Source organism: Streptomyces sp. NPDC085866, from assembly GCF_044541035.1.
GTDB lineage: Bacteria > Actinomycetota > Actinomycetes > Streptomycetales > Streptomycetaceae > Streptomyces.
On sequence record NZ_JBITSQ010000003.1, the window covers coordinates 68975 to 87461 of the forward strand.

18 protein-coding genes are annotated in these 18487 nt (G+C 72.6%); 13 read left to right on the plus strand and 5 right to left on the minus strand.

Annotated features, from left to right (window positions below; genetic code table 11):
- Positions 1 to 17 precede the first annotated feature (17 nt).
- Complete coding sequence (locus tag ACIF83_RS07135) at positions 18 to 2096, minus strand: molybdopterin cofactor-binding domain-containing protein (protein ID WP_399725173.1); 2079 nt, start codon at positions 2094 to 2096, stop codon at positions 18 to 20.
- A gap of 502 nt (positions 2097 to 2598) precedes the next feature.
- The gene (locus ACIF83_RS07140; RefSeq protein ID WP_399724197.1) at positions 2599 to 2901 is read right to left on the minus strand and encodes a hypothetical protein; all 303 of its coding nucleotides are present in this window, start codon (positions 2899 to 2901) and stop codon (positions 2599 to 2601) included.
- A gap of 466 nt (positions 2902 to 3367) precedes the next feature.
- Here ACIF83_RS07140 and ACIF83_RS07145 point away from each other — a divergent pair, with 466 nt between their 5' ends.
- From ACIF83_RS07145 to ACIF83_RS07175, 7 genes are all read left to right on the plus strand, one after another.
- Positions 3368 to 4789: an amidase gene (locus ACIF83_RS07145; protein WP_399724200.1), complete on the plus strand. Its 1422-nt coding sequence runs from the start codon at positions 3368 to 3370 to the stop codon at positions 4787 to 4789.
- 26 nt (positions 4790 to 4815) lie between these two features.
- The gene (locus ACIF83_RS07150) at positions 4816 to 5034 is read left to right on the plus strand and encodes a hypothetical protein (RefSeq protein WP_386576775.1); all 219 of its coding nucleotides are present in this window, start codon (positions 4816 to 4818) and stop codon (positions 5032 to 5034) included.
- Positions 5035 to 5167: 133 nt separating this feature from the next.
- Entirely contained in the window at positions 5168 to 6658 is a 1491-nt protein-coding gene (locus tag ACIF83_RS07155) for a flotillin family protein (protein ID WP_399724203.1), read from the plus strand.
- Between the two features lie 211 nt (positions 6659 to 6869).
- Positions 6870 to 7769, plus strand: a complete 900-nt coding sequence (locus ACIF83_RS07160) for a polysaccharide deacetylase family protein (RefSeq protein ID WP_393471097.1) — start codon at positions 6870 to 6872, stop codon at positions 7767 to 7769.
- 62 nt (positions 7770 to 7831) lie between these two features.
- The gene (locus ACIF83_RS07165; RefSeq protein ID WP_399724206.1) at positions 7832 to 8320 is read left to right on the plus strand and encodes a hypothetical protein; all 489 of its coding nucleotides are present in this window, start codon (positions 7832 to 7834) and stop codon (positions 8318 to 8320) included.
- Positions 8317 to 9555, plus strand: coding sequence for a hypothetical protein (locus ACIF83_RS07170; RefSeq protein ID WP_398137950.1), 1239 nt, complete (start codon positions 8317 to 8319; stop codon positions 9553 to 9555). The genes ACIF83_RS07165 and ACIF83_RS07170 overlap by 4 nt, the downstream gene beginning before the upstream one ends.
- An 80-nt stretch (positions 9556 to 9635) precedes the next feature.
- Positions 9636 to 10082: a type II toxin-antitoxin system PemK/MazF family toxin gene (locus tag ACIF83_RS07175; RefSeq protein WP_393471088.1), complete on the plus strand. Its 447-nt coding sequence runs from the start codon at positions 9636 to 9638 to the stop codon at positions 10080 to 10082.
- Between the two features lie 6 nt (positions 10083 to 10088).
- Here ACIF83_RS07175 and ACIF83_RS07180 read toward each other — a convergent pair whose 3' ends face one another.
- Positions 10089 to 10916 carry a TIGR02452 family protein gene (locus ACIF83_RS07180; RefSeq protein ID WP_399724211.1) on the minus strand — a complete coding sequence of 276 codons (828 nt, stop codon included), beginning with the start codon at positions 10914 to 10916 and terminating at the stop codon, positions 10089 to 10091.
- Positions 10917 to 11191: 275 nt separating this feature from the next.
- Between ACIF83_RS07180 and egtA the strand changes: the two genes are divergently transcribed.
- From egtA to egtD, 4 genes are read left to right on the plus strand one after another with little or no spacing between them, the layout of a single operon-like run.
- Complete coding sequence (gene egtA / locus ACIF83_RS07185) at positions 11192 to 12508, plus strand: ergothioneine biosynthesis glutamate--cysteine ligase EgtA (protein WP_399724213.1); 1317 nt, start codon at positions 11192 to 11194, stop codon at positions 12506 to 12508.
- A complete protein-coding gene (gene egtB, locus ACIF83_RS07190) occupies positions 12505 to 13842 on the plus strand; it encodes an ergothioneine biosynthesis protein EgtB (RefSeq protein WP_399724216.1) in 1338 nt (445 codons plus the stop codon). The genes egtA and egtB overlap by 4 nt, the downstream gene beginning before the upstream one ends.
- Positions 13842 to 14657, plus strand: coding sequence for an ergothioneine biosynthesis protein EgtC (gene egtC, locus ACIF83_RS07195; protein ID WP_399724219.1), 816 nt, complete (start codon positions 13842 to 13844; stop codon positions 14655 to 14657). The genes egtB and egtC overlap by 1 nt, the downstream gene beginning before the upstream one ends.
- Positions 14654 to 15616 carry an L-histidine N(alpha)-methyltransferase gene (gene egtD / locus ACIF83_RS07200; protein WP_393471075.1) on the plus strand — a complete coding sequence of 321 codons (963 nt, stop codon included), beginning with the start codon at positions 14654 to 14656 and terminating at the stop codon, positions 15614 to 15616. The genes egtC and egtD overlap by 4 nt, the downstream gene beginning before the upstream one ends.
- A 6-nt stretch (positions 15617 to 15622) precedes the next feature.
- On the opposite strand, the gene ACIF83_RS07205 is transcribed toward egtD, so the two are convergent.
- Positions 15623 to 16879, minus strand: a complete 1257-nt coding sequence (locus ACIF83_RS07205) for an extracellular solute-binding protein (protein ID WP_393471072.1) — start codon at positions 16877 to 16879, stop codon at positions 15623 to 15625.
- 214 nt (positions 16880 to 17093) lie between these two features.
- On the opposite strand from ACIF83_RS07205, the gene ACIF83_RS07210 reads away from it, so the two are divergent.
- Positions 17094 to 17309 (plus strand): dodecin, encoded by a 216-nt coding sequence (locus ACIF83_RS07210; RefSeq protein WP_097258557.1) that lies wholly within the window; start codon positions 17094 to 17096, stop codon positions 17307 to 17309.
- Positions 17310 to 17335: 26 nt separating this feature from the next.
- Here ACIF83_RS07210 and ACIF83_RS07215 read toward each other — a convergent pair whose 3' ends face one another.
- Positions 17336 to 17827 (minus strand): hypothetical protein, encoded by a 492-nt coding sequence (locus ACIF83_RS07215; protein WP_399724222.1) that lies wholly within the window; start codon positions 17825 to 17827, stop codon positions 17336 to 17338.
- 61 nt (positions 17828 to 17888) lie between these two features.
- On the opposite strand from ACIF83_RS07215, the gene ACIF83_RS07220 reads away from it, so the two are divergent.
- Positions 17889 to 18263, plus strand: coding sequence for a (2Fe-2S) ferredoxin domain-containing protein (locus ACIF83_RS07220; protein ID WP_393471066.1), 375 nt, complete (start codon positions 17889 to 17891; stop codon positions 18261 to 18263).
- Positions 18264 to 18487: the final 224 nt, after the last annotated feature.

The window sequence follows — 18487 nt, forward strand, 5'->3', positions numbered from 1 at the left end:
GGAAGATGGGTCGGCGGTCAGAAGGTGAGCGGGAAGCTGCGCGGTGCGGTGCCGGTCGCGCGGGCGTAGGCGTTGGCGACCGCGCCGGACGCCGCCGGGACGCCGAGTTCGCCGGCACCGCCCGGCTCCCCGGTCGAGGGCAGGACGTGGGCCTCGAAGACGAGCGGGGCGTGGCGCTGGCGGGCGTAGCGGAAGTCGGCGAAGCTGCCTTCGCGTACGGCGCCCCGGTCGATGTGCAGGCCCGCCTGCAGGACCACGGAGATGCCGTCGATCGCGGAACCCATCAACTGGGCTTCCAGCCCACGGGGGTTGACTGCGGTGCCCACGTCGGCCGCCATCACCACCTTGGTCACCCGGGGGTTCTTCGGGTCGGTCGCGTCGATCTCGGCGAGGCAGGCCACGCAGGAGCCGTACTCCTCGTGCACGGCGATGCCCTGGGCGCATCCCGCGGGCATGGTGCGGCCCCAGTGCCCGGCGGCCGCCGCCCTCTCGAGGACCGCCCTGACCGCCTTGTTCCGCAAGGTGGTCCGGCGGAAGGCCACCGGATCCTCGCCGAGCTTGCGGGCGATCTCGTCCACGACGATCTCCTCGGCGGTCCGGACGGTCCCGGAGTCCACCGACCGCCAGGCGCCGAGCGGCACGGCCAGCTCGATGCTGCCCGAATCGCCGGACACGCGGCCGAAGTTGTACAGGCCCGTCTGGCTGGGCAGAGGGCCGGACGCGGCCCGCACACCGCCCTGGGCGGACAGGCCGGCGCCGTCGTACGACTCCGACACCGACGCCATCACCTGTTCGAAGGCCACCACCCGGCCCCCGGCCACACTGGCCCGGATCCGGTGGTGGCTCGCGGGACGCATACGGCCGTGCCGGATGTCGTCGCCGCGACTCCACATCAGCTTCACCGGGCGGCGGGTCGCCTTGGAGACCAGCGCCGCCTCGATCGCGGCGTCGTAGTTCAGCCGGCGGCCGAACGAGCCACCGGCGCGCACCACATGGACCTTGACCTTCGACGGGCGCAGACCGATCGCCTGGGCGATCGCGTCCCGCGCGTCCATCGGGGTCTGGGAGGAGAACCACAGCTCCGCGCGATCGGCGCGGACGTCCGCCACCGCCGTGAGCACCTCCATCGGGGCGTGACCGACGAAGGCGAACGCGAACTCGGCCTCCACGGGTGTCGATCCGTGCGGCGGGGTGCCGAGCCGGGGCACGGCGGCCTTGAGCCGGGAGCGTATCTGCGCGTCGGACAGGGCGTGCAGCGGGCCGGGCGCCCAGGTGAGTCGGAGGGCGTCCCGGGCGCGGAAGGCGTGGTGGAAGGTGTCCGCGACGACGGCGACACCGCCGGGCAGCCGGACGACCGCGTGGACGCCCGGCAGGGCGCGGGCGGCCCGGTCGTCGACCGAGACGAGCTTGCCCCGGATCGTCGGCGGCCGGGCCACCACCGTGGGCTTCGCCCCGGCCACCGCCACGTCGCCGGCGTACTTCGCCCGGCCGGTGACGATGTCCCGCGCATCGATCCTGGTCGTCGGCCGGCCGATCACCCGGTGCCGGGACGCGGGCTTGGGCTTGCTCGGGACGGCGGGCCGGTGGACACGGGCCGCGCTCGCGGTCAGCGAGCCGAAGGTGGCCGTGCGCCCGTCCGGGGCGACGACCATGGTGTCGCGGGTACGCAGGGTCCGGGCGGGCAGGTGCCAGCGGCGGGCCGCAGCGGTCACCAGTTTGGCCCGGGCGGTGGCGGCGAGCCGGCGCGCCGGGTCGTACAGCGAACTCACCGAACTGGAGCCGCCGGTGTACTGGTTGCCCTTGGTGCGGGCGTCGGCGAGCGGGATGCGCACATCGGTGAGACGGGCGTCCAGCTCCTCGGCGATCATCATGGCGACCGCGGTGGTGATGCCCTGTCCGACCTCGGCCCGGGGCAGCCGCACGACGACGTGGTTGTTCTCCGTGACCTCGAGGACCAGCATCTCCTCGTCGGTGCCGGTCACCAGGACGTGGGTGCCGCTGTCGGCCCGGTCGGGCTCGGCGCCCTGCGCGCGCGAAGGGGTACAGGCGAGCGGAGCGGCAACCGTCAGGGTGGCCGCGGCCACCGTGTAGACCATGAATCCACGGCGGGACGGGCCTGCGGGGGGCAGGGGCTCGGTGCGGTCCAAACGAGGGCTCCTGTCGGCGCGTGGGGCGGTCGGGACACGGCACGCAGTGCGGCACCTGTCCTGGGGTCGGCTCACTCGACAGGTAGGAGGGCCCTGACCGCGCACCGGTTGCCTGACGGATCCCGATCCGGTCCGCCAACCCGCAGATGACCGAAGAGGCACACCTCAGGCCTGGCTGAGGGCGTGCACCTTCCGGAAGGCCCCCGCACGGGCCGCGACCTCCTCCTTCGTCGCGTACCACGTGCCGGCGTCGGCCGCCCCGTGCGTGCCGTCCGCGCCCCTGCCGGTCCGCCACCGGCCGCCGGACGAGGGCTCCCGCGTCGGTCGGGCCGTTCCGCCGCACAGTTCGAGTGCGCCGCTCGTCCGTGCCGCTGTGGTCGCCGGGTCCGACAACCCTCCGATCCGGCCGACTCGCCGGGAGCGAACCGGTGTCGGCCCCGCCATGGCGTCCTCACCCCGAAGCGACGACCCCGGTAGCCGGCGCGCTCGCCCACGCGGCCTCCCGCACACCGCCGGCGATCACCGCGCACGTGAACAGGATCGCAGGGGCACTCCACTCCCAGGAGGCGAGCCCGATCACCGGCAGGACGAAGATCGAATGGACGGCGGAGACGGCGAACGCGCCCCGAGCCCAGCCCCCGCCGGTCATCGGCCGACGTACGGTCACCCAGTGGCGCCACCACAGTCCGGCGGCCATCGCCGCGATGCCGGCCATCACGGCAGCGCCCAGCCGGGCCAGATCGGCATCGGTCACGCCGCCGGGTTCCGGTGCGCTCGAGCCGGTCGTGTGCACGCTCAGTGCGACCGCAGTCCATCCGAGGGCCGCCGCACTCAGCAAGGAAGCCAGAACCGCTGCGCGCCTGCGGCCCCAATTCATTTCAGAATGCATGGAGTTCGGTTTCATGACTCATCCTAGCCAGCGCTCGTCCGTGCGTTCGGGGGCGCGGCGCCAGGCCCGGGCAGTCACCGGTACGAAGCGCGCAGCAGGGTGCGGCGGGACGAGGTGGGGGCAGTACTCACGGGCGGCTCTCCTGAACTCACATGTACGATATTTCGTACGTAGTTTGATAAATCGCCCAGAAACCAAGGTGCAGGCAGGTTCACGTCAATGGTTTGAACTTGACTCGATGTCAGCTGTGCGAAACCTGTACGGCACCGGCCGCTCTGCGGTTACCGTTCAGTAGACATCATGTCAGGAGGCTCCCGGAGGTGCTCCCGCAATGACGCCCGACCGTGCCGCAGGCCTTGCGGAGTCCGCCCGTGCGCTCGCCGCAGGGGAGGTGAGCTCCCGCACGCTGGTGGAGCGGGCCCTGGCCCGGATCGAGGCCACCCAGCCGACCCTGAACGCCTTCCGGATCGTACGCACCGAGGCCGCGCTCGCCGAAGCTGACGCCGCCGACCGGGAGTTGGCCACCGGAGCACGGCGCCCGCTGCTCGGGGTTCCGGTCGCGGTGAAGGACGACATGGACGTGGCCGGCGAGCCGACCGCGTTCGGCTGCCCCGGCGACTTCCCGCCGGTCGCCCGGGACGGGGAGGCGGTACGCCGGCTGCGGGCGGCCGGGGCGGTGATCGTCGGCAAGACGAACACCTGCGAGCTGGGGCAGTGGCCGTTCACGGAGGGCCCGGCATTCGGGGAGACCCGCAATCCCTGGCACACGGGCCACACCCCGGGCGGTTCGTCGGGCGGTTCGGCGGCCGCGGTCGCCGCCGGGCTGGTACCGGCCGCGCTCGGCTCGGACGGCGCCGGTTCGGTGCGGATCCCGGCCTCCTGGACCCATCTGATCGGCATCAAGCCGCAGCGCGGGCGCATCTCGACCTGGCCGCGCGGCGAGGCCTTCCACGGCATCACCGTCAACGGCACCCTGGCCCGCACGGTCGCCGACGCGGCCCTGCTGCTGGACGCCGCGAGCGGCAACCACGACCGGGACCCGCACCGGCCGCCCGCGCTCACGGTGTCGGACGCGGTCGGCCGCGACCCCGGCCGGCTGCGCATCGCCCTGTCACTGAAGCCGCCGTTCACGGCGGTACCCGCGCGGCTGCGCCCGGAGGTCCGGGCCCGGATCCTCGAACTCACCGAGAAACTGGCCGCGTTGGGGCACACCGTCGAGGAGGCCGACCCGCCCTACGGCCAGATCGGGCTGACCTTCGTGCCCCGCGCCACCGCCGGCATCGCCGACCACGTCCGCGAGACCCCCGACCCCGCCCTGCTCGACCCGCGCACCCGGGACGCGGCCCGGCTGGGCCGGCTGCTCGGCGGGGCCCCGCTGCGGGCGGCCCGGCGCGCCGAGGCGGTCCTGCACCGGCGGATCGGCGCGTTCTTCGAGTCGTACGACGTCGTCCTGGCGCCGACGACGGCCGCTCCCCCGCCCGCGATCGGCGCCCTGTACCGGCTCGGGGGGCTCGCCACGGACCGCGCGATGATCGCCGCCTGCCCCTATGCCTGGCCCTGGAACGTCCTCGGCTGGCCCGGCGTGAACGTACCCGCCGGGTTCGTCGGCGCACTGCCGGTGGGCGCCCAACTGCTCGGCCCGGCCAACAGCGAACTCCTGCTGGTCTCCCTGGCCGCCCAGCTGGAGGCGGAGCTGCGCTGGCACGAACAGTGGCCGCCGCAGAAGGCGGACGCCGACAGCACGGCGGCATGAACGCGTTCCGCCCGTACCCTGTGACCATGGACGATGCGTCGATGGTCGGGCTCGTGGGACGGGTGACGGGGACGATCGGGCCGGGACTGGTCGGCGAGGTGATCGTCCGGGTGCGTGGCGGCGCGGAGCACTTCCTCGCCTACGCGGCCGACGGCACCGGCCGGATCGAGCGCGGCACGGTGGTGATGGTGGTGGAGTACCTGCCGCCGAGGACGGTCTACGTCACCGCCGCGTACGACAGTTGAGCGCGTTCAGCCCCAGGTGAGGGGCGTGTGCGTCAAGATTGCAACAAGGATTCATCAGCGTCTTCTCGGCGTGTCCGCGCAGGCGCACACTCCCTTCGTTCGGTGCCGAAAGGGCACCATGCAAAGGGGGCGAATGCCGATGGTTGTCGGCGTCGTTGCGGGGGCGGTCGTCGTTGCCGTCCTCGTTCTGATCGGTCTGTTCAAGATGATGTGGCGGGTCGCCGAACCGAACGAGGCGCTCATCATCTCCGGGTCCAAGCACCGCACCGAGGGCCTCGAGGAGGGCATGGGCTTCCGCATCGTCACCGGGCGCGGCACGCTGGTGCTGCCCGGGGTGCAGGCGGTGCGCAAACTCTCCCTGGACCTGAACGAGACCGAGCTGCACGTGGACTGCGTGACGCACCAGGGCATCCCGCTGAAGGTGCGGGGCGTGGTCATCTTCAAGGTGGGCGACGACTTCGTGTCGATCGCCAACGCGGCCCGCCGCTTCCTGGACCAGCAGCGGATGATGTCGGAGCGGGTGCACAACGTCTTCGCCGGTCATCTCCGCTCCATCGTGGGCGGGTTGACGGTCGAGGACATGATCCGCGACCGGGAGAAGCTGACCGGGCAGACCCGGGCGGCCTGCGGCACGGAGATGGAGAAGCTCGGTCTGATCGTCGACTCGCTGCAGATCCACGAGATCGAGGACCCGACGGGGTACATCCAGAACCTGGCCGCCCCGCATGCCGCCGCCGTCCAGCGGGACGCGCGCATCGCGCAGGCGGAGTCGAACCGTCTCGCCACCGAGGCCGAGCAGCAGTCGTTCGCCCGGATGGCCGAGGCCACCCGGGACAGCGAGATCCTGCAGGCCGGCTACCAGGCCGAGCGGGACAAGGCGGCGGCACGCGCCCGCCAGGCCGGTCCGCTCGCCGACGCGGGCGCCCGGCAGGAGGTCGTGGTCCAGGAGACGCGGGTCGCCGAGCTGGAGGCGCACCGGCGGGAGCAGCAGCTCCAGGCGGACGTTCGCAAGCCGGCCGACGCCAAGGCCTACGAGAAGCGCACGCTGGCCGAGGCCGAGCGTGACGCGCGGATCTCGGCGGCGCAGGCCAAGGCGAAGGAGACGGAACTGGCGGCCGCGGCCGAGGCGACCCGGGTCAAGACGGCCGCGGGCGCCGAGGCGGAGGCCACCCAGACCCGGGGTGCGGCCACGGCCGCGGCGACCCGGGCAACCGGTGAGGCGGAGGCCGCGGCCGCGCAGGCCAGGGGTCTGGCCGACGCCGAGGCGACCCGGGCCAAGGGTCTCGCGGAGGCGGAGGCCATCAAGGCCCGCGCCACCGCCCTCGCCGAGAACCAGGAGGCGGTCGTCGCCCAGCAACTCGCCGAGAACTGGCCGGAGATCGTCCAGGCCGGTGCGTCCGCCTTCGGCAACGTGGACAACATGGTGCTGCTCAACGGCGCCGACGGCATGGCCGAGTTGTTCGCCAAGGCGCTCACGATGGGCGGCACGGGCCTCGGGCTCGCCCGTCAGCTCCTCTCCTCGATGAACCAGAACGGGCAGGCGCAGAACAGCACCGCGCCGTCCCTCAACGGGCATGCGGCACCGCCGGTGCAGAAGGTGCAGGTGGAGCAGGACGAGGACTGAACACCGACCCGTCGGTCCGTTCCGGGGTCCTCGGTTTCGAGGGCCCCGGTGGGCTGGACTGAGGCACTTCGGCCGCGGAAGGCGACGCCTGGGGCAATCCCGACCGAACCCTTACCGCCCCCTTTCCGGTTGCGGCATCGCCACCACGTACGGTTTCCGTGGCGGGCGTCGGCCGCCCCGATTGAGGAACTTCGACCAGGTGGGGGCGTGGATGACTGCCAGTCGCCGTGCTGTGCTGGCCGGTTTGACGGGCGGCGTGCTCGCCGGCTGCGCGGGCCCGAAGAGCTCGACGAACATCCGGGTGCCCGCGTCGCCCACACCCTCGGTGACCGCCTCCGGCACTCCCGCCACCAGGGCTCCCGCCACCGTCGCTCCCTCGGCCACTGCACCCGCCACCGTGCCCGAGGTCACCCGCGCCGAGATCGTCGCCCGCTACGGACACTCCGTGCCGCACACCTGGGGGTTCGACGCGCCCGGAGTGGCGCACGCGTTGCCGGCCACGAAACGCGCGATCGCGCTGACCTTCGACGCCTGCGGCGGCCCGGGCGGCAGTGGCTACGACCGCGCGCTGATCGACTTCCTCCGCCGGCGGGAGATACCGGCGACCCTCTTCATCAACTCCCGCTGGATCGACGCCAACCCGGCCGTCTTCCGCCGACTGGCCGCCGAGCCGCTGTTCGAGATAGCCAACCACGGCACCCGGCACCGCCCGCTGTCCGTCACCGGACGCTCCGCCTACGGCATCCCGGGCACCCGCGGCGCCGGCCAGGTGTACGACGAGATCGCCGGCAACCGCGCGAAGCTCACCCGCCTGCTGGGCACCCCACCGCGCTTCTTCCGCTCCGGCACGGCGTACTGCGACGACGTCGCGGCACGGATCGTCGGCGATCTCGGGGAGCGCTTCGTCAGCTTCTCCGTGAACGGCGACGGCGGCGCGACCTTCACGCCCGGACAGGTCCGCGCCACCGTCTCCTCCGCCCAGCCCGGTTCGATCGTCATCTGCCACATGAACCACCCCGAGGGCGGCACCGCCCGGGGCATCACCGCTGCCGTCCCCCATCTCCTGGCGGCGGGCCACGACTTCGTCCGCCTCTCGGACGGACTGCGCTGACCGGACGGCGCACCGGGATGGCATGCTTCTGGCGAAAGACCGTCGGACCAAAGGGAGTTCAGGTGCCGGAGTCAGCTCGGACGCAGGCCGTCGTCGTTCTCGACCCGGCGGAGCTGCCCGCCGTGCATGAGCTGGCGGCCGCCCACGGCGTCGAACTGCAGGAGGTGCCGCGGCGCGGCATCGAACCCGTCACCACCGTCACTCTGGTCCTGATGGGCGCGGCGATCGCCGTCGGCGCTCTGCAGCACACGCTGGAACAGCACAAGGGTGGCCAGGTGATCGACCTCAGACCGGGCGCGCCACGGGTGATCTACCGCACCCCGGACGTGGTCTACGGAACGGTGGTCGTCCTCGCGGCCGACGGCACGGTGACCGTGGAGGTCAAGGAGCCGGACGGCATGTTCGGCAAGGTGATCTCCGTGCTGCCGAACCTCCTCTCCGCCGGCGGGAGCGGCACCGAGCAGGTCACCGCGACTGTCACGGCGAGGTTCGGCGCCGACGTGGAGGTCCGGCCCGCGGCCGGACGGCCGACTCCGGGTGGTGACGCGTGAGCGGGGACATGGAGCGGGGGCGGCAGCAGGAGGCGCAGGACTTCCTGAATCTGCTCAGGGCACAGGTTCAGGCCGAACAGGGCACGTCCGGGCGGCTGCCGGGAACCGGGGCCGCCGTGCGGGACCTGACCGAACGGCTCCTGCGCGACAGCTTCAACGCCGAGCAGGGCAACGACCCTCGGGTACGGGCGCGGGTGGAGCAGGAAGCCGCCCGCAACCTGCGGAACCAGGACGACGTCTTCGCCGAGATGTTCGCGGGGATGCAGGACCACATCGAGCGGACGGCCAAGGCCCGGATACAGGGCGACGGCCTGGACCTCGCGGCGATGCGCCCGCTCATCAGCCATCTGCGAACCGGACAGCTCAACGCGGTGAGCATGCGCGTGCCGGGCCGCCACGGTGCCCACCTGGTGCTCGTCGAGGACCAGATGCCGCTCTTCGCCTCCAAACTCAGCAAGGCGGTCGCCTGGTCCTTCCCCTACGGACCGGCCGCCGCCGAGGGACTGATCGACGTCCGGTGGAACCTGGCCGCCGCGGTCGAGCGGATCGAGACCGTGCCCGAGGTCGCCGAGCGGTTCACGGACATCGTCGTGGCCTACGCCGTCTCGGGCCGGGTCGGTGACGCCGGCCACCACCTGCTGCCACCGGGCCCGTTCAACCTCGCCGGGATGCTGCGCGACGCCCTCGAGTACTTCGTCATCGGCCACGAGTACGCCCACATCATCAGCGGCCACCTGAACTCCGCGGTCCGGCGCAAGGGGGTGCTGCCGGTCGAGGAGGCCGAGGTACTGGCGTACTCGTGGGGGCAGGAGTTCGACGCCGACCTGATCGGCATGGTCCTGTCCCTCAACGCGGGGATCGAGCACGACAACCGCGACCTGTGGGTGGGGTTCCTGGGTGTCAGTCTGTTCTTCGACGCCCTGGACGTGATGGACCGCGCCGTCGCCCTGCTGCAGACGGGCGACGAGCACGCCCGTCAACTGGGCTCCCATCCACCGTCCGACCTGCGCAAGCAGCGCCTCCGCGCGGTCCTGCCGCAGATGGCCGATGCCGACAGAGTGCGGATGACCCTCGAACTGGCCGACATCCAGGGGCAGATCATCGGCGAACTGTGGGCGCGCACCCGCCCGGCCCTGCTGAGTCTGCACCGGCGCGGCGTGCCGACGGCCCGGTCCTGGCGGACCATCCCGAAGGAGACCGGCGACCCGGGGACCGCGCCGACCGCGTCGCACTGAGAGCTCCGGCCGGTCACGGTCACGGTCCACAACCGGAGGGCGGTTGCCCAACTCCTCGGCGTACGCCCTAAGGTGCCCCCGTGACTGCCTTTACCGACGAAGACATCCCCGGCCGCCACGGCCCCTCCGCCACCGTCGAGGCCGACCCGCGCGAGGTCGGCAAGGTGCGGACCGAGTACTCCCCCGCCCACGACGGCGACCCCGACCCGGGCGAGATCGTGTGGACCTGGGTGCCGTTCGAGGAGAACGACGGCCGGGGCAAGGACCGCCCGGTGCTGGTCGTGGCCCGGGAGGCGGCGGGCACCTTCCTCGCCGTCCAGCTGTCCAGCAAGCGGCACGACGGCGACCGGGAGTGGGTGGCCATCGGCAGCGGGCCGTGGGACCGGTCCGGACGCGACTCGTGGGTGGACGTGGACCGTGTACTGCGGCTGCACGAGGAGGGCATGCGCCGGGAGGCGTGCGCGATCGACCGGATGCGGTTCGATCTGGTCCGCCGGCGGCTCCACGAGCGGTACGGCTGGACCTGACACTCTCTAGGGCTGCGGCAGGCGCTGCGGAAAGGCCCGTACGAAGGCCTCCCGGACCGTCGCTCCCGGCGTACGGTCCAGGACGCCGAACACCACATGTTCGAATGCCCGAGCGAACCGGCCGCCGGGCCCGAGCAGTGCCCGGAAGGCGCCCGCGACCTGCGCCGGGTCGTTCCGGAAGACACCGCACCCCCAGGCCCCCAGCACCAGCCGCCGGTAACCGTGGGCGGCGGCGGTCTCCAGGACCCGCTCGGCCCGCCGGGTCAGGACGGCCGGGAGTTCACCGACGCGCTCCGGTGCCGTACGCCGTACGACGCCCGCGTTGGGGGCGGCGGCGGTCAGGAAGCCCGCGAGGTACGGCTCCGGCAGCAGGCGGCCCCGGTCGTCGCGGAACACCGGCACGGCCGGGGTGTGGATCACCCGGTCCGTGTAGAGCGGGTCGCGGTGGGCGCGGTGATGGTCGTAGTACTCCCGGGCTCCGAGCAAGCAGGTGTACAGCGCGGAGGCGCGGCACAGGGCCTCCTCCTGGGCCTGGGCGCCGTTCAGATAGCCGCCGCCGGGATTGCGGGCCGAGGCGAAGTTCAGCACCGCGACCGGAGCGTCCGCGAGCCGACGGGCGGCTTCCAGACTGCTCTCGCCCGTGACCTGGAACAACGTCTCCGCAACCGCCGTCGCGGACACCGGTACCGGCCCGGGGCCGTACATCCGCGTGCCCGCCCGGGCGGCCTCGATCTCCGCCGCGACGGAGACCTCTCGGCCGTCCGGCAGGCGGTACCCCCCTGACGCCACGATCCGCTCGGTCTCCGTGGCGATGCCGCGCAGGCGCGCGCTCACGGCGCCACCCCCGTGGGCGCCATGACCGCGGGCCGCGCAGCCTCCCCCGTCGTGCTCATGCAGGCATCCTGGGTGATGCTGGTGATGCGGTGCAACGGAGTTTCCGGGTCCCGGAACGGCCTGGAAACGCCCAAGAAAACGGAGATTACCGATCCGGAACGTCCCGATGGGCACCCTTGTGCGAATCGTTTCGAGGGTCTTGGGTGGGACGAGTGCCTGCCCGGCTCACCGAACGCCGGGCCGGTGACATGGTGGAATCTCAGGAGGATCCCGACATGTCCGACTCAATAACCGATGGTGGCGACTGTACGGAGCACCGCACAGCCGTCACCGAGGCCGAGGTCGAGGCCCTCGTCCGAGGCATCTGTTTCAAGACGGGCCCGCCCCGCACGCTCGGGGTCGAAGTGGAATGGCTCGTCCACGAGCTGCGGCAGCCGCAGCTCCCGGTGTCACCCGAACGACTCGAAGCGGCCTACGCCACCCTGCGGACCGTGCCCCTGAAGTCGCCGCTGACGATCGAACCCGGCGGCCAGCTGGAGCTGAGCTCACCGCCCGCCACCTCCCTGATGGAGTGCATAGACACCGTCTCGGCCGACCTGGACACGGTCCGCGCGGTCCTCGCCGAGGACGATCTGGGACTCGTCGGCGTCGGCCACGACCCCTGGCACCCACCCCGCCGGTTCCTGCACGAACCGCGCTACGACGCCATGGAGGCCTGCCTCGACCGCACCGGCACGGCCGGCCGGCACATGATGTGCACCTCGGCCTCCGTCCAGGTGTGTGTGGACGCCGGCCACGAGGAGCCCGGGCCGCTCGGGCACGAGTGGCGCTGGCAGCTGGCGCACCTACTGGGCGCGGTGCTGGTGGCCGCGTTCGCGAACTCCCCGCTGATCGGCCGGCAGCCCACGGGCTGGCGGTCCACCCGGCAGCTGCTGTGGATGGAGATCGGCGTCGCCGGCCGGGCGGGCGGGCCCCCGCCGGACGGCGAGCCGCGGGACGTCTGGACCCGGCATGTGCTGGACGCCCCGGTGATGTGCGTCCGCAGCGACAGCGGTTCGTGGGAGCTGCCCGAGAACCTGACCTTCCGCGAGTGGACCCGCTCGCGCTCACCCCGGCCGCCCACCCGGGCGGATCTCGACTACCACCTCACCACCCTGTTCCCGCCGGTCCGGCCTCGCGGCCACCTGGAGCTGCGCATGATCGACGCGCAGCCCGGCGAGGACGGCTGGGTCGTGCCGCTCGCGGTGACGGCGGCGCTGTTCGACGACCCGGAGGCCGCCGAGTCCGCGCACCGGGCGGTGAAACCCCTGGCGGAGCGGACGCTGAACCTGCCCGCCCCGCACAATCCGCTGTGGACCGACGCGGCCCGGTACGGGCTCGCCGACCCCGAGCTGCGCGAGGTCGCCGTCGCCTGTTTCGCGGCGGCGCTCGAGGCCCTGCCCCGGCTCGGCGCCACACCCGCGGTCATGGACGCAGTGGCGGCCCATCTCCACCGCTACGTCGTCCAGGGCCGCTGCCCGGCCGACGACCTGCTGGACCGCCTGCGCGACACGGACCGTCGTGCCCACAGGAGGAAGGACATGCGCACATGACCGCCCCGGAGACCGAGGTCACGGACAGCGAGCCGGACAGCGAGGCGCTGCGCGAGCGTGCGCTCGCCTCGCTCACCACCGCCCGCGCCCGCACCACGCTGCTGACCAGCTGCGTCGAGGACCCCGACCTCACCGCGCAGCACTCCCCGCTGATGTCACCGCTGGTGTGGGACCTCGCCCACATCGGCAACCAGGAGGAGCTCTGGCTGCTGCGGGCGGTCGGTGGCCGGGAGGCGATGCGGCCCGAGATCGACGGCCTGTACGACGCCTTCGAGCACCCGCGCTCCGAGCGGCCCTCGCTGCCGCTGCTGCCGCCCGCCGAGGCCCGCAGCTACGCGGCCGAGGTGCGCGGCCGGGCCCTGGACCTGCTGGGGGCCGCGGACTTCCACGGCAGCCGGCTGACCGAGGCCGGGTTCGCCTTCGGGATGATCGCGCAGCACGAACAGCAGCACGACGAGACGATGCTGATCACCCATCAGCTCCGCAGGGGCCCGCAGGCTCTGACCGCCCCCGACCCCGAACCGGCGCCGCTGTTCACGGGCCCGGCCGAAGTCCTCGTCCCCGGCGGCCCGTTCACCATGGGCACCTCCACCGAGCCGTGGGCGCTGGACAACGAACGCCCGGCGCACCCGGTGGACCTGGCGCCGTACTGGATCGACACGACCCCGGTGACGAACGCGGCGTACCAGGCGTTCATCGAGGACGGCGGCTACGACACCGAGCGCTGGTGGACGCCCGAGGGCTGGGCACACATCCGACAGCACTCCCTCACCGCCCCGCTGTTCTGGCGCCGCGACGGCGGCCAGTGGCTCAGGCGTCGCTTCGGGATCACCGAGGTGGTGCCGGCGGACGAGCCGGTGCTGCACGTGTGCTGGTACGAGGCGGACGCCTACGCCCGCTGGGCCGGGCGCCGGCTGCCGACCGAGGCCGAGTGGGAGAAGGCCGCCCGGTACGATCCGGCCACCGGCCGCTCCACGCGCTACCCGTGGGGCGACGCCGACCCCGCGCCCGAGCACGCCAACCTGGGCCAGCGACACCTCAGGCCCGCCCCCGCCGGCAGCTACCCGGCCGGTGAGTCCCCGCTCGGCGTACGGCAGTTGATCGGGGACGTGTGGGAGTGGACGGCCAGCGACTTCCTGCCGTACCCGGGCTTCCAGGCATTCCCGTACAAGGAGTACTCGGAGGTGTTCTTCGGCTCCGACCACAAGGTGCTGCGCGGCGGCTCGTTCGCCGTGGACCCGGTGGCCTGCCGGGGCACGTTCCGCAACTGGGACTACCCGATCCGGCGGCAGATCTTCTCCGGGTTCCGCACCGCCCGCTCGGAGGCTGTCTGATGTGCCGTCATCTGGCTTACCTGGGACCCGAGGAGCCGCTCGGCCGACTCCTCGTGGGCCCCCCGTACAGCCTGTTCCGGCAGTCGTGGGCGCCCCGGCGGCAGCGATACGGGACGGTCAACGCCGATGGTTTCGGGGTGGGTTGGTACGCCCCCGGCGATCCGGTCCCGGCCCGCTACCGGCGGTCCGGGCCGATCTGGGCGGACCCTTCCTTCACCGACCTGTCCCGGGTCGTGCGCACCGGTGCCGTGCTCGCTGCCGTACGCGACGCGACCCGCGCGGGCGCGGACGGCGAGGCCGCGGCGGCACCCTTCGCCGCCGACCGGTGGCTGTTCAGCCACAACGGCGCGATCGCCGGCTGGCCGGACTCGGCCGCACCGCTGGTGTCCGCCCTGCCTCCGGTCGAACTGCTGTCGCTGGAGGCACGCACCGACTCGGCGTTCGTCTGGGCGCTGGTGCTGCACCGGCTGCGGCTCGGTGACGACCCCGCCGACGCCCTCGGCGGGGTGGTTCGCGAGCTGGCCGAGGCGGCCCCCGCCTCCCGACTGAACCTGCTGCTCACCGACGGCACCGGCATCAGCGCGACCGCCTGGGGCGACAGCCTCTGGTACCGCACGGAGCCCGGCACCGGCACGGTCGTCGCCTCCGAACCGTATGACGACGACCCGCTCTGGCAGGAGGTCCCCGACCGCACCGTGCTCACGGCGAGCCGCACCGACGTGCTGCTCACCCCGCTCGAGGACCCGGCGTCCTCCCCCACTCTCGACTCCGCTCGAGCGGGGGCACCCCCATCACCGAAGGAGCCCTGTACGTGAGTCCCCTGCACGTCACCCGCACTCTCCCCGAGGACGCGACGGACGCCGCGCTGCGCGCGGACGTCCTTGCCGGCCTCACGGTCGACCCCAAGACGCTGCCGCCCAAGTGGTTCTACGACGCCCGGGGCAGCGAGCTGTTCGAGCAGATCACGGAGCTGCCCGAGTACTACCCCACGCGGGCCGAGCGCGAGATCCTCGTCGCCCGGTCCGGCGAGATAGCCGCCGCGAGCGGCGCGCGCACCCTGGTCGAGCTGGGCTCCGGTTCCTCGGAGAAGACCCGCTATCTGATCGACGCGCTCACCTCGCTGGCGGCGTACGTCCCCGTCGACGTCAGCGAGAGCGCCCTCACCCAGGCCGGGCAGGCACTCATCGAGGAGCGTCCCGGACTCGACGTGCACGCGCTGATCGCCGACTTCACCGCCCCGCTGGCGTTGCCCGAGACGCCCGGACCGCGGCTGCTGGCGTTCCTCGGCGGCACGATCGGCAACCTGCTGCCCGCCGAACGGGCGAAGTTCCTGGCCTCGGTGCGCGCCCTGCTCGCACCGGGCGACGGACTGCTGCTCGGCACGGACCTGGTCAAGGACGAACAGGTGCTGGTCCGGGCGTACGACGACGCGGCCGGGGTGACGGCCGCGTTCAACAAGAACGTCCTGGCCGTCATGAACCGGGAGCTGGGCTCCGACTTCGACCCGGAGGCCTTCGACCATGTGGCGCTGTGGGACACCGAGCAGGAGTGGATCGAGATGCGGCTGCGCTCGCGCACCGCGCAGACCGTGAAGGTGCCCGCCCTGGACCTCGCCGTGGACTTCGCGGCGGGCGAGGAACTGCGCACCGAGGTGTCGGCGAAGTTCCGCAAGGAGGGAGTGACCGCAGAACTCGACGCGGCCGGGCTGGAGTTGACCCACTGGTGGACGGACGCCGAGGGCCGCTTCGCGCTGTCGCTCAGCGTGGCGCGGTGAGTCGGGTCAGCCCAGGTTCGGAGTGAGGGCTTCGGTGATCTTCCGGCCGGCCCGGCGCGCCTCGGTCGCCGGGTCGGCCCCGCCGAGGACCTTGGTCATGTAGCCCTTGATCGGGTTGTCGGCCTCGACCGCGGCCCACTGCGGGCTGTTGGGGGTCGCCCTGCCGTGCGCGGCGCCCGCCGCCATGGCGGCGACCCCCTCCTCCCCCGCGACCGCGCCCGCCAGGGTGGTCTTGTTGGGCACGTAGTTCATGGTGCGGGCGAGTTCGGTGTCCCACTTGGCTCCGGTGAGCGCCCCGACGACCGCGGTCGCGGCGAACTGGTCGTCGGTGTTCTGCGGGACGACGAGGTCGGAGCCGCCGGTGAAGACCGTGCCGGGCCGGGCGGCGGTCCTGCCGGGCACCGGGAAGAAGCCGAGCTTGTCCTTGAGGTCCGGGTTCTGCTGCACGATCGACTGGGCGAGCCCCGGTACCGCGATGATCTGCGCGACCTTGCCGCCTGCGAACACCCCAGCCTGGGGCGGGTGTTCCTCGTCCGCGTCCACGGGCCCCTCGCCGAGCGCCTGGAGCCGCCGGTAGAAGTCCATGCCGCGCAGGGCCGCCGGGGTGTCCAGGGTGCCGCGCCACTCGTAGTCCTTCTGCTCGGCCAGCTCGCCGCCCTCGTCCCAGATGAAGCCGGAGAGGGTGTACCAGTCCTGTCCGGCCAGGTAGATGCCCTGGTCGCCGCCGGAGTTGAGCTTCTGAGTGTCGGTGAGCCACTCGTCGCGGGTCTTCGGCGGGGCGGTGATGTCGGCCTGTGCGAAGAGGTCCTTGCGGTAGATGACGACCCGGTTGGCCGCGTACCAGGGCACGCCGTACTGCTTGTTGCCGTCCTTGCCGGGTTCGGCGAGGCCCGGCAGCCAGCGCTCCTTGCCCCAGTCGCGCATCGACTCCAGCGTCAGGTCGGCGAGCCGGCCGCCGTCGACGTACTGCGGGACCTGGGTGTTGCCCACCTCGATCACGTCGGGGCCGTCCTTCGCGTCGCTCCTGAGCGCCTTCTGGACCTTCTCGACGATGCCGGTCCACTCCTGGATGCGGATGTCGAGCCGCAGGTCCTTGTGGGTGCGCTCGAAGTCCTCCGTGAAGCGCCGCAGGAAATCCTTCGAGGCACTGTCCTTCATCAGCCACACGGTGACGGTGTGCCGGTCCTGGCCGCCCGGGAGGAGGCCGCAGCCGCTGACGAGGGAGCCGGTGACGCAGAGAAGGGCGAGCAGACGACGTCTCACGAGGGGTCCTGTTCTGTCTGACGGACAGGGGAAGGGGCCCGACGTGGGGGGACGAGCCGGTGCTCGCACGGGTGTCTGGATTTTGGTATGGACCAATGCGACGGTCAAGGGCTACCGGGGGTACGGCCGCGACGCCTCGCGCTCCGCCTCCGCATACGGCACCGTGGAGTGACGCGTGACACACCCGTCACGGCGGCACAGCGAGGAGCACCGCATGACCAACCACACCTACCGGGTCTCGGAGATCGTCGGCACCTCCCCCGACGGCGTCGACAAGGCCATCCGCAACGGCATCGCCCGGGCGGCCCAGACCGTGCGCAACCTGGACTGGTTCGAGGTGACGCAGGTCAGGGGGCAGATCGAGGACGGGCAGATCGCGCACTGGCAGGTCGGTCTGAAGGTGGGCTTCCGCATCGAGGACGGGGAGTAGGCCCTCAGGACGGCAACCACCGGCCCTCAGGTCCGGCCCTCACGCTCCTGGGCGTCCTCCAGCGCGGCGGACTTCGCGGCCCAGCGGGCCCGTACGACGGCGAATCCGGCGCGCTCGGCGTCGTCGCAGACGAGTTCGTCGTCATCGACGAGGAACCGTATCTCGCGGTCGCGGGCGAGCCGGCGCAGGATCTCCAGCTTGGTGAACCGGGCGGGCCTGCGGTCGGCGTTGCTCCGCATGTGGAGGCGCCCCTCCGGCAGCCCCTGCTCGGCGAGCCAGTCGAGCGTGTCGCGCCGGCATCGCTCGGGCCGCCCCGTGAGGTACACGATCTCGCACTCGCGGGCCTGCTCCAAGGCGAGCGTCACGCCCTCGGCGAGCGGCGGATCCTGGGGCGCGGCCGCGAAGAACCCGGCCCAGTTCCGCGGCAGGTCCTGCAGGAAGTGCTGCCGATGGGCGGTGTCGGCAAGGGTGTTGTCCAGGTCGAACACGGCAACCGGGCGCGCACTGCTGTCTGTCACGGGGCCACCATAGCCACCCCCTGCGTCAACTCCCCAGGGGCGCGGGCCTCATGCTTCTCCCATGTCTTCTGTTCCCACCCTCGTCGTCTGCCGGGGCTGCTGCTGCGGCAACCCGGCCAAGCACCCCGGTACCGATCACGACGGCCAGCTGGACCGTTTGCGGGCCGCTGCGGCCGAGGGCGGCTTCGCGGTGCGCACGACCGACTGCCTGGGGCCGTGCGACCAGGCGAACGTCGTGGTCGTACGCCCCTCCGCCGAGGGGCGGCGGGCGGGCGGCAGGCCCGTGTGGATCGGGTTCGCCCTGGACGACGACTGCACGGCCGAGGTCGGCGAGTGGGCGCGTACGGGCGGGCCCGGGCTGGCCGAGCCGCCACTCGCGCTGGAGCTGCAGATGATCGAGGCCCCGCGAGGCGCACGGACACGGTCGGGCCGGTGACCGCCGCGCCCAGCCGAAGGCGAGCTGATCTGCTGCGCCCCGAGGGCTGAGCCGGACCGGCGTACGAGGGGGCGGTCCTACTCGCGAGGAGCGAGAAGGGAGCCACGCGTGAGTGGGCGGACGGCCGGCGCGACGGCGAAGCCGGACGCGCTACGGCGGGCACGGGACGCCGCGGCCCGGGAGGCGTGGGCCGACGCATACCGGCTCCTGCACGGCCTGGACGC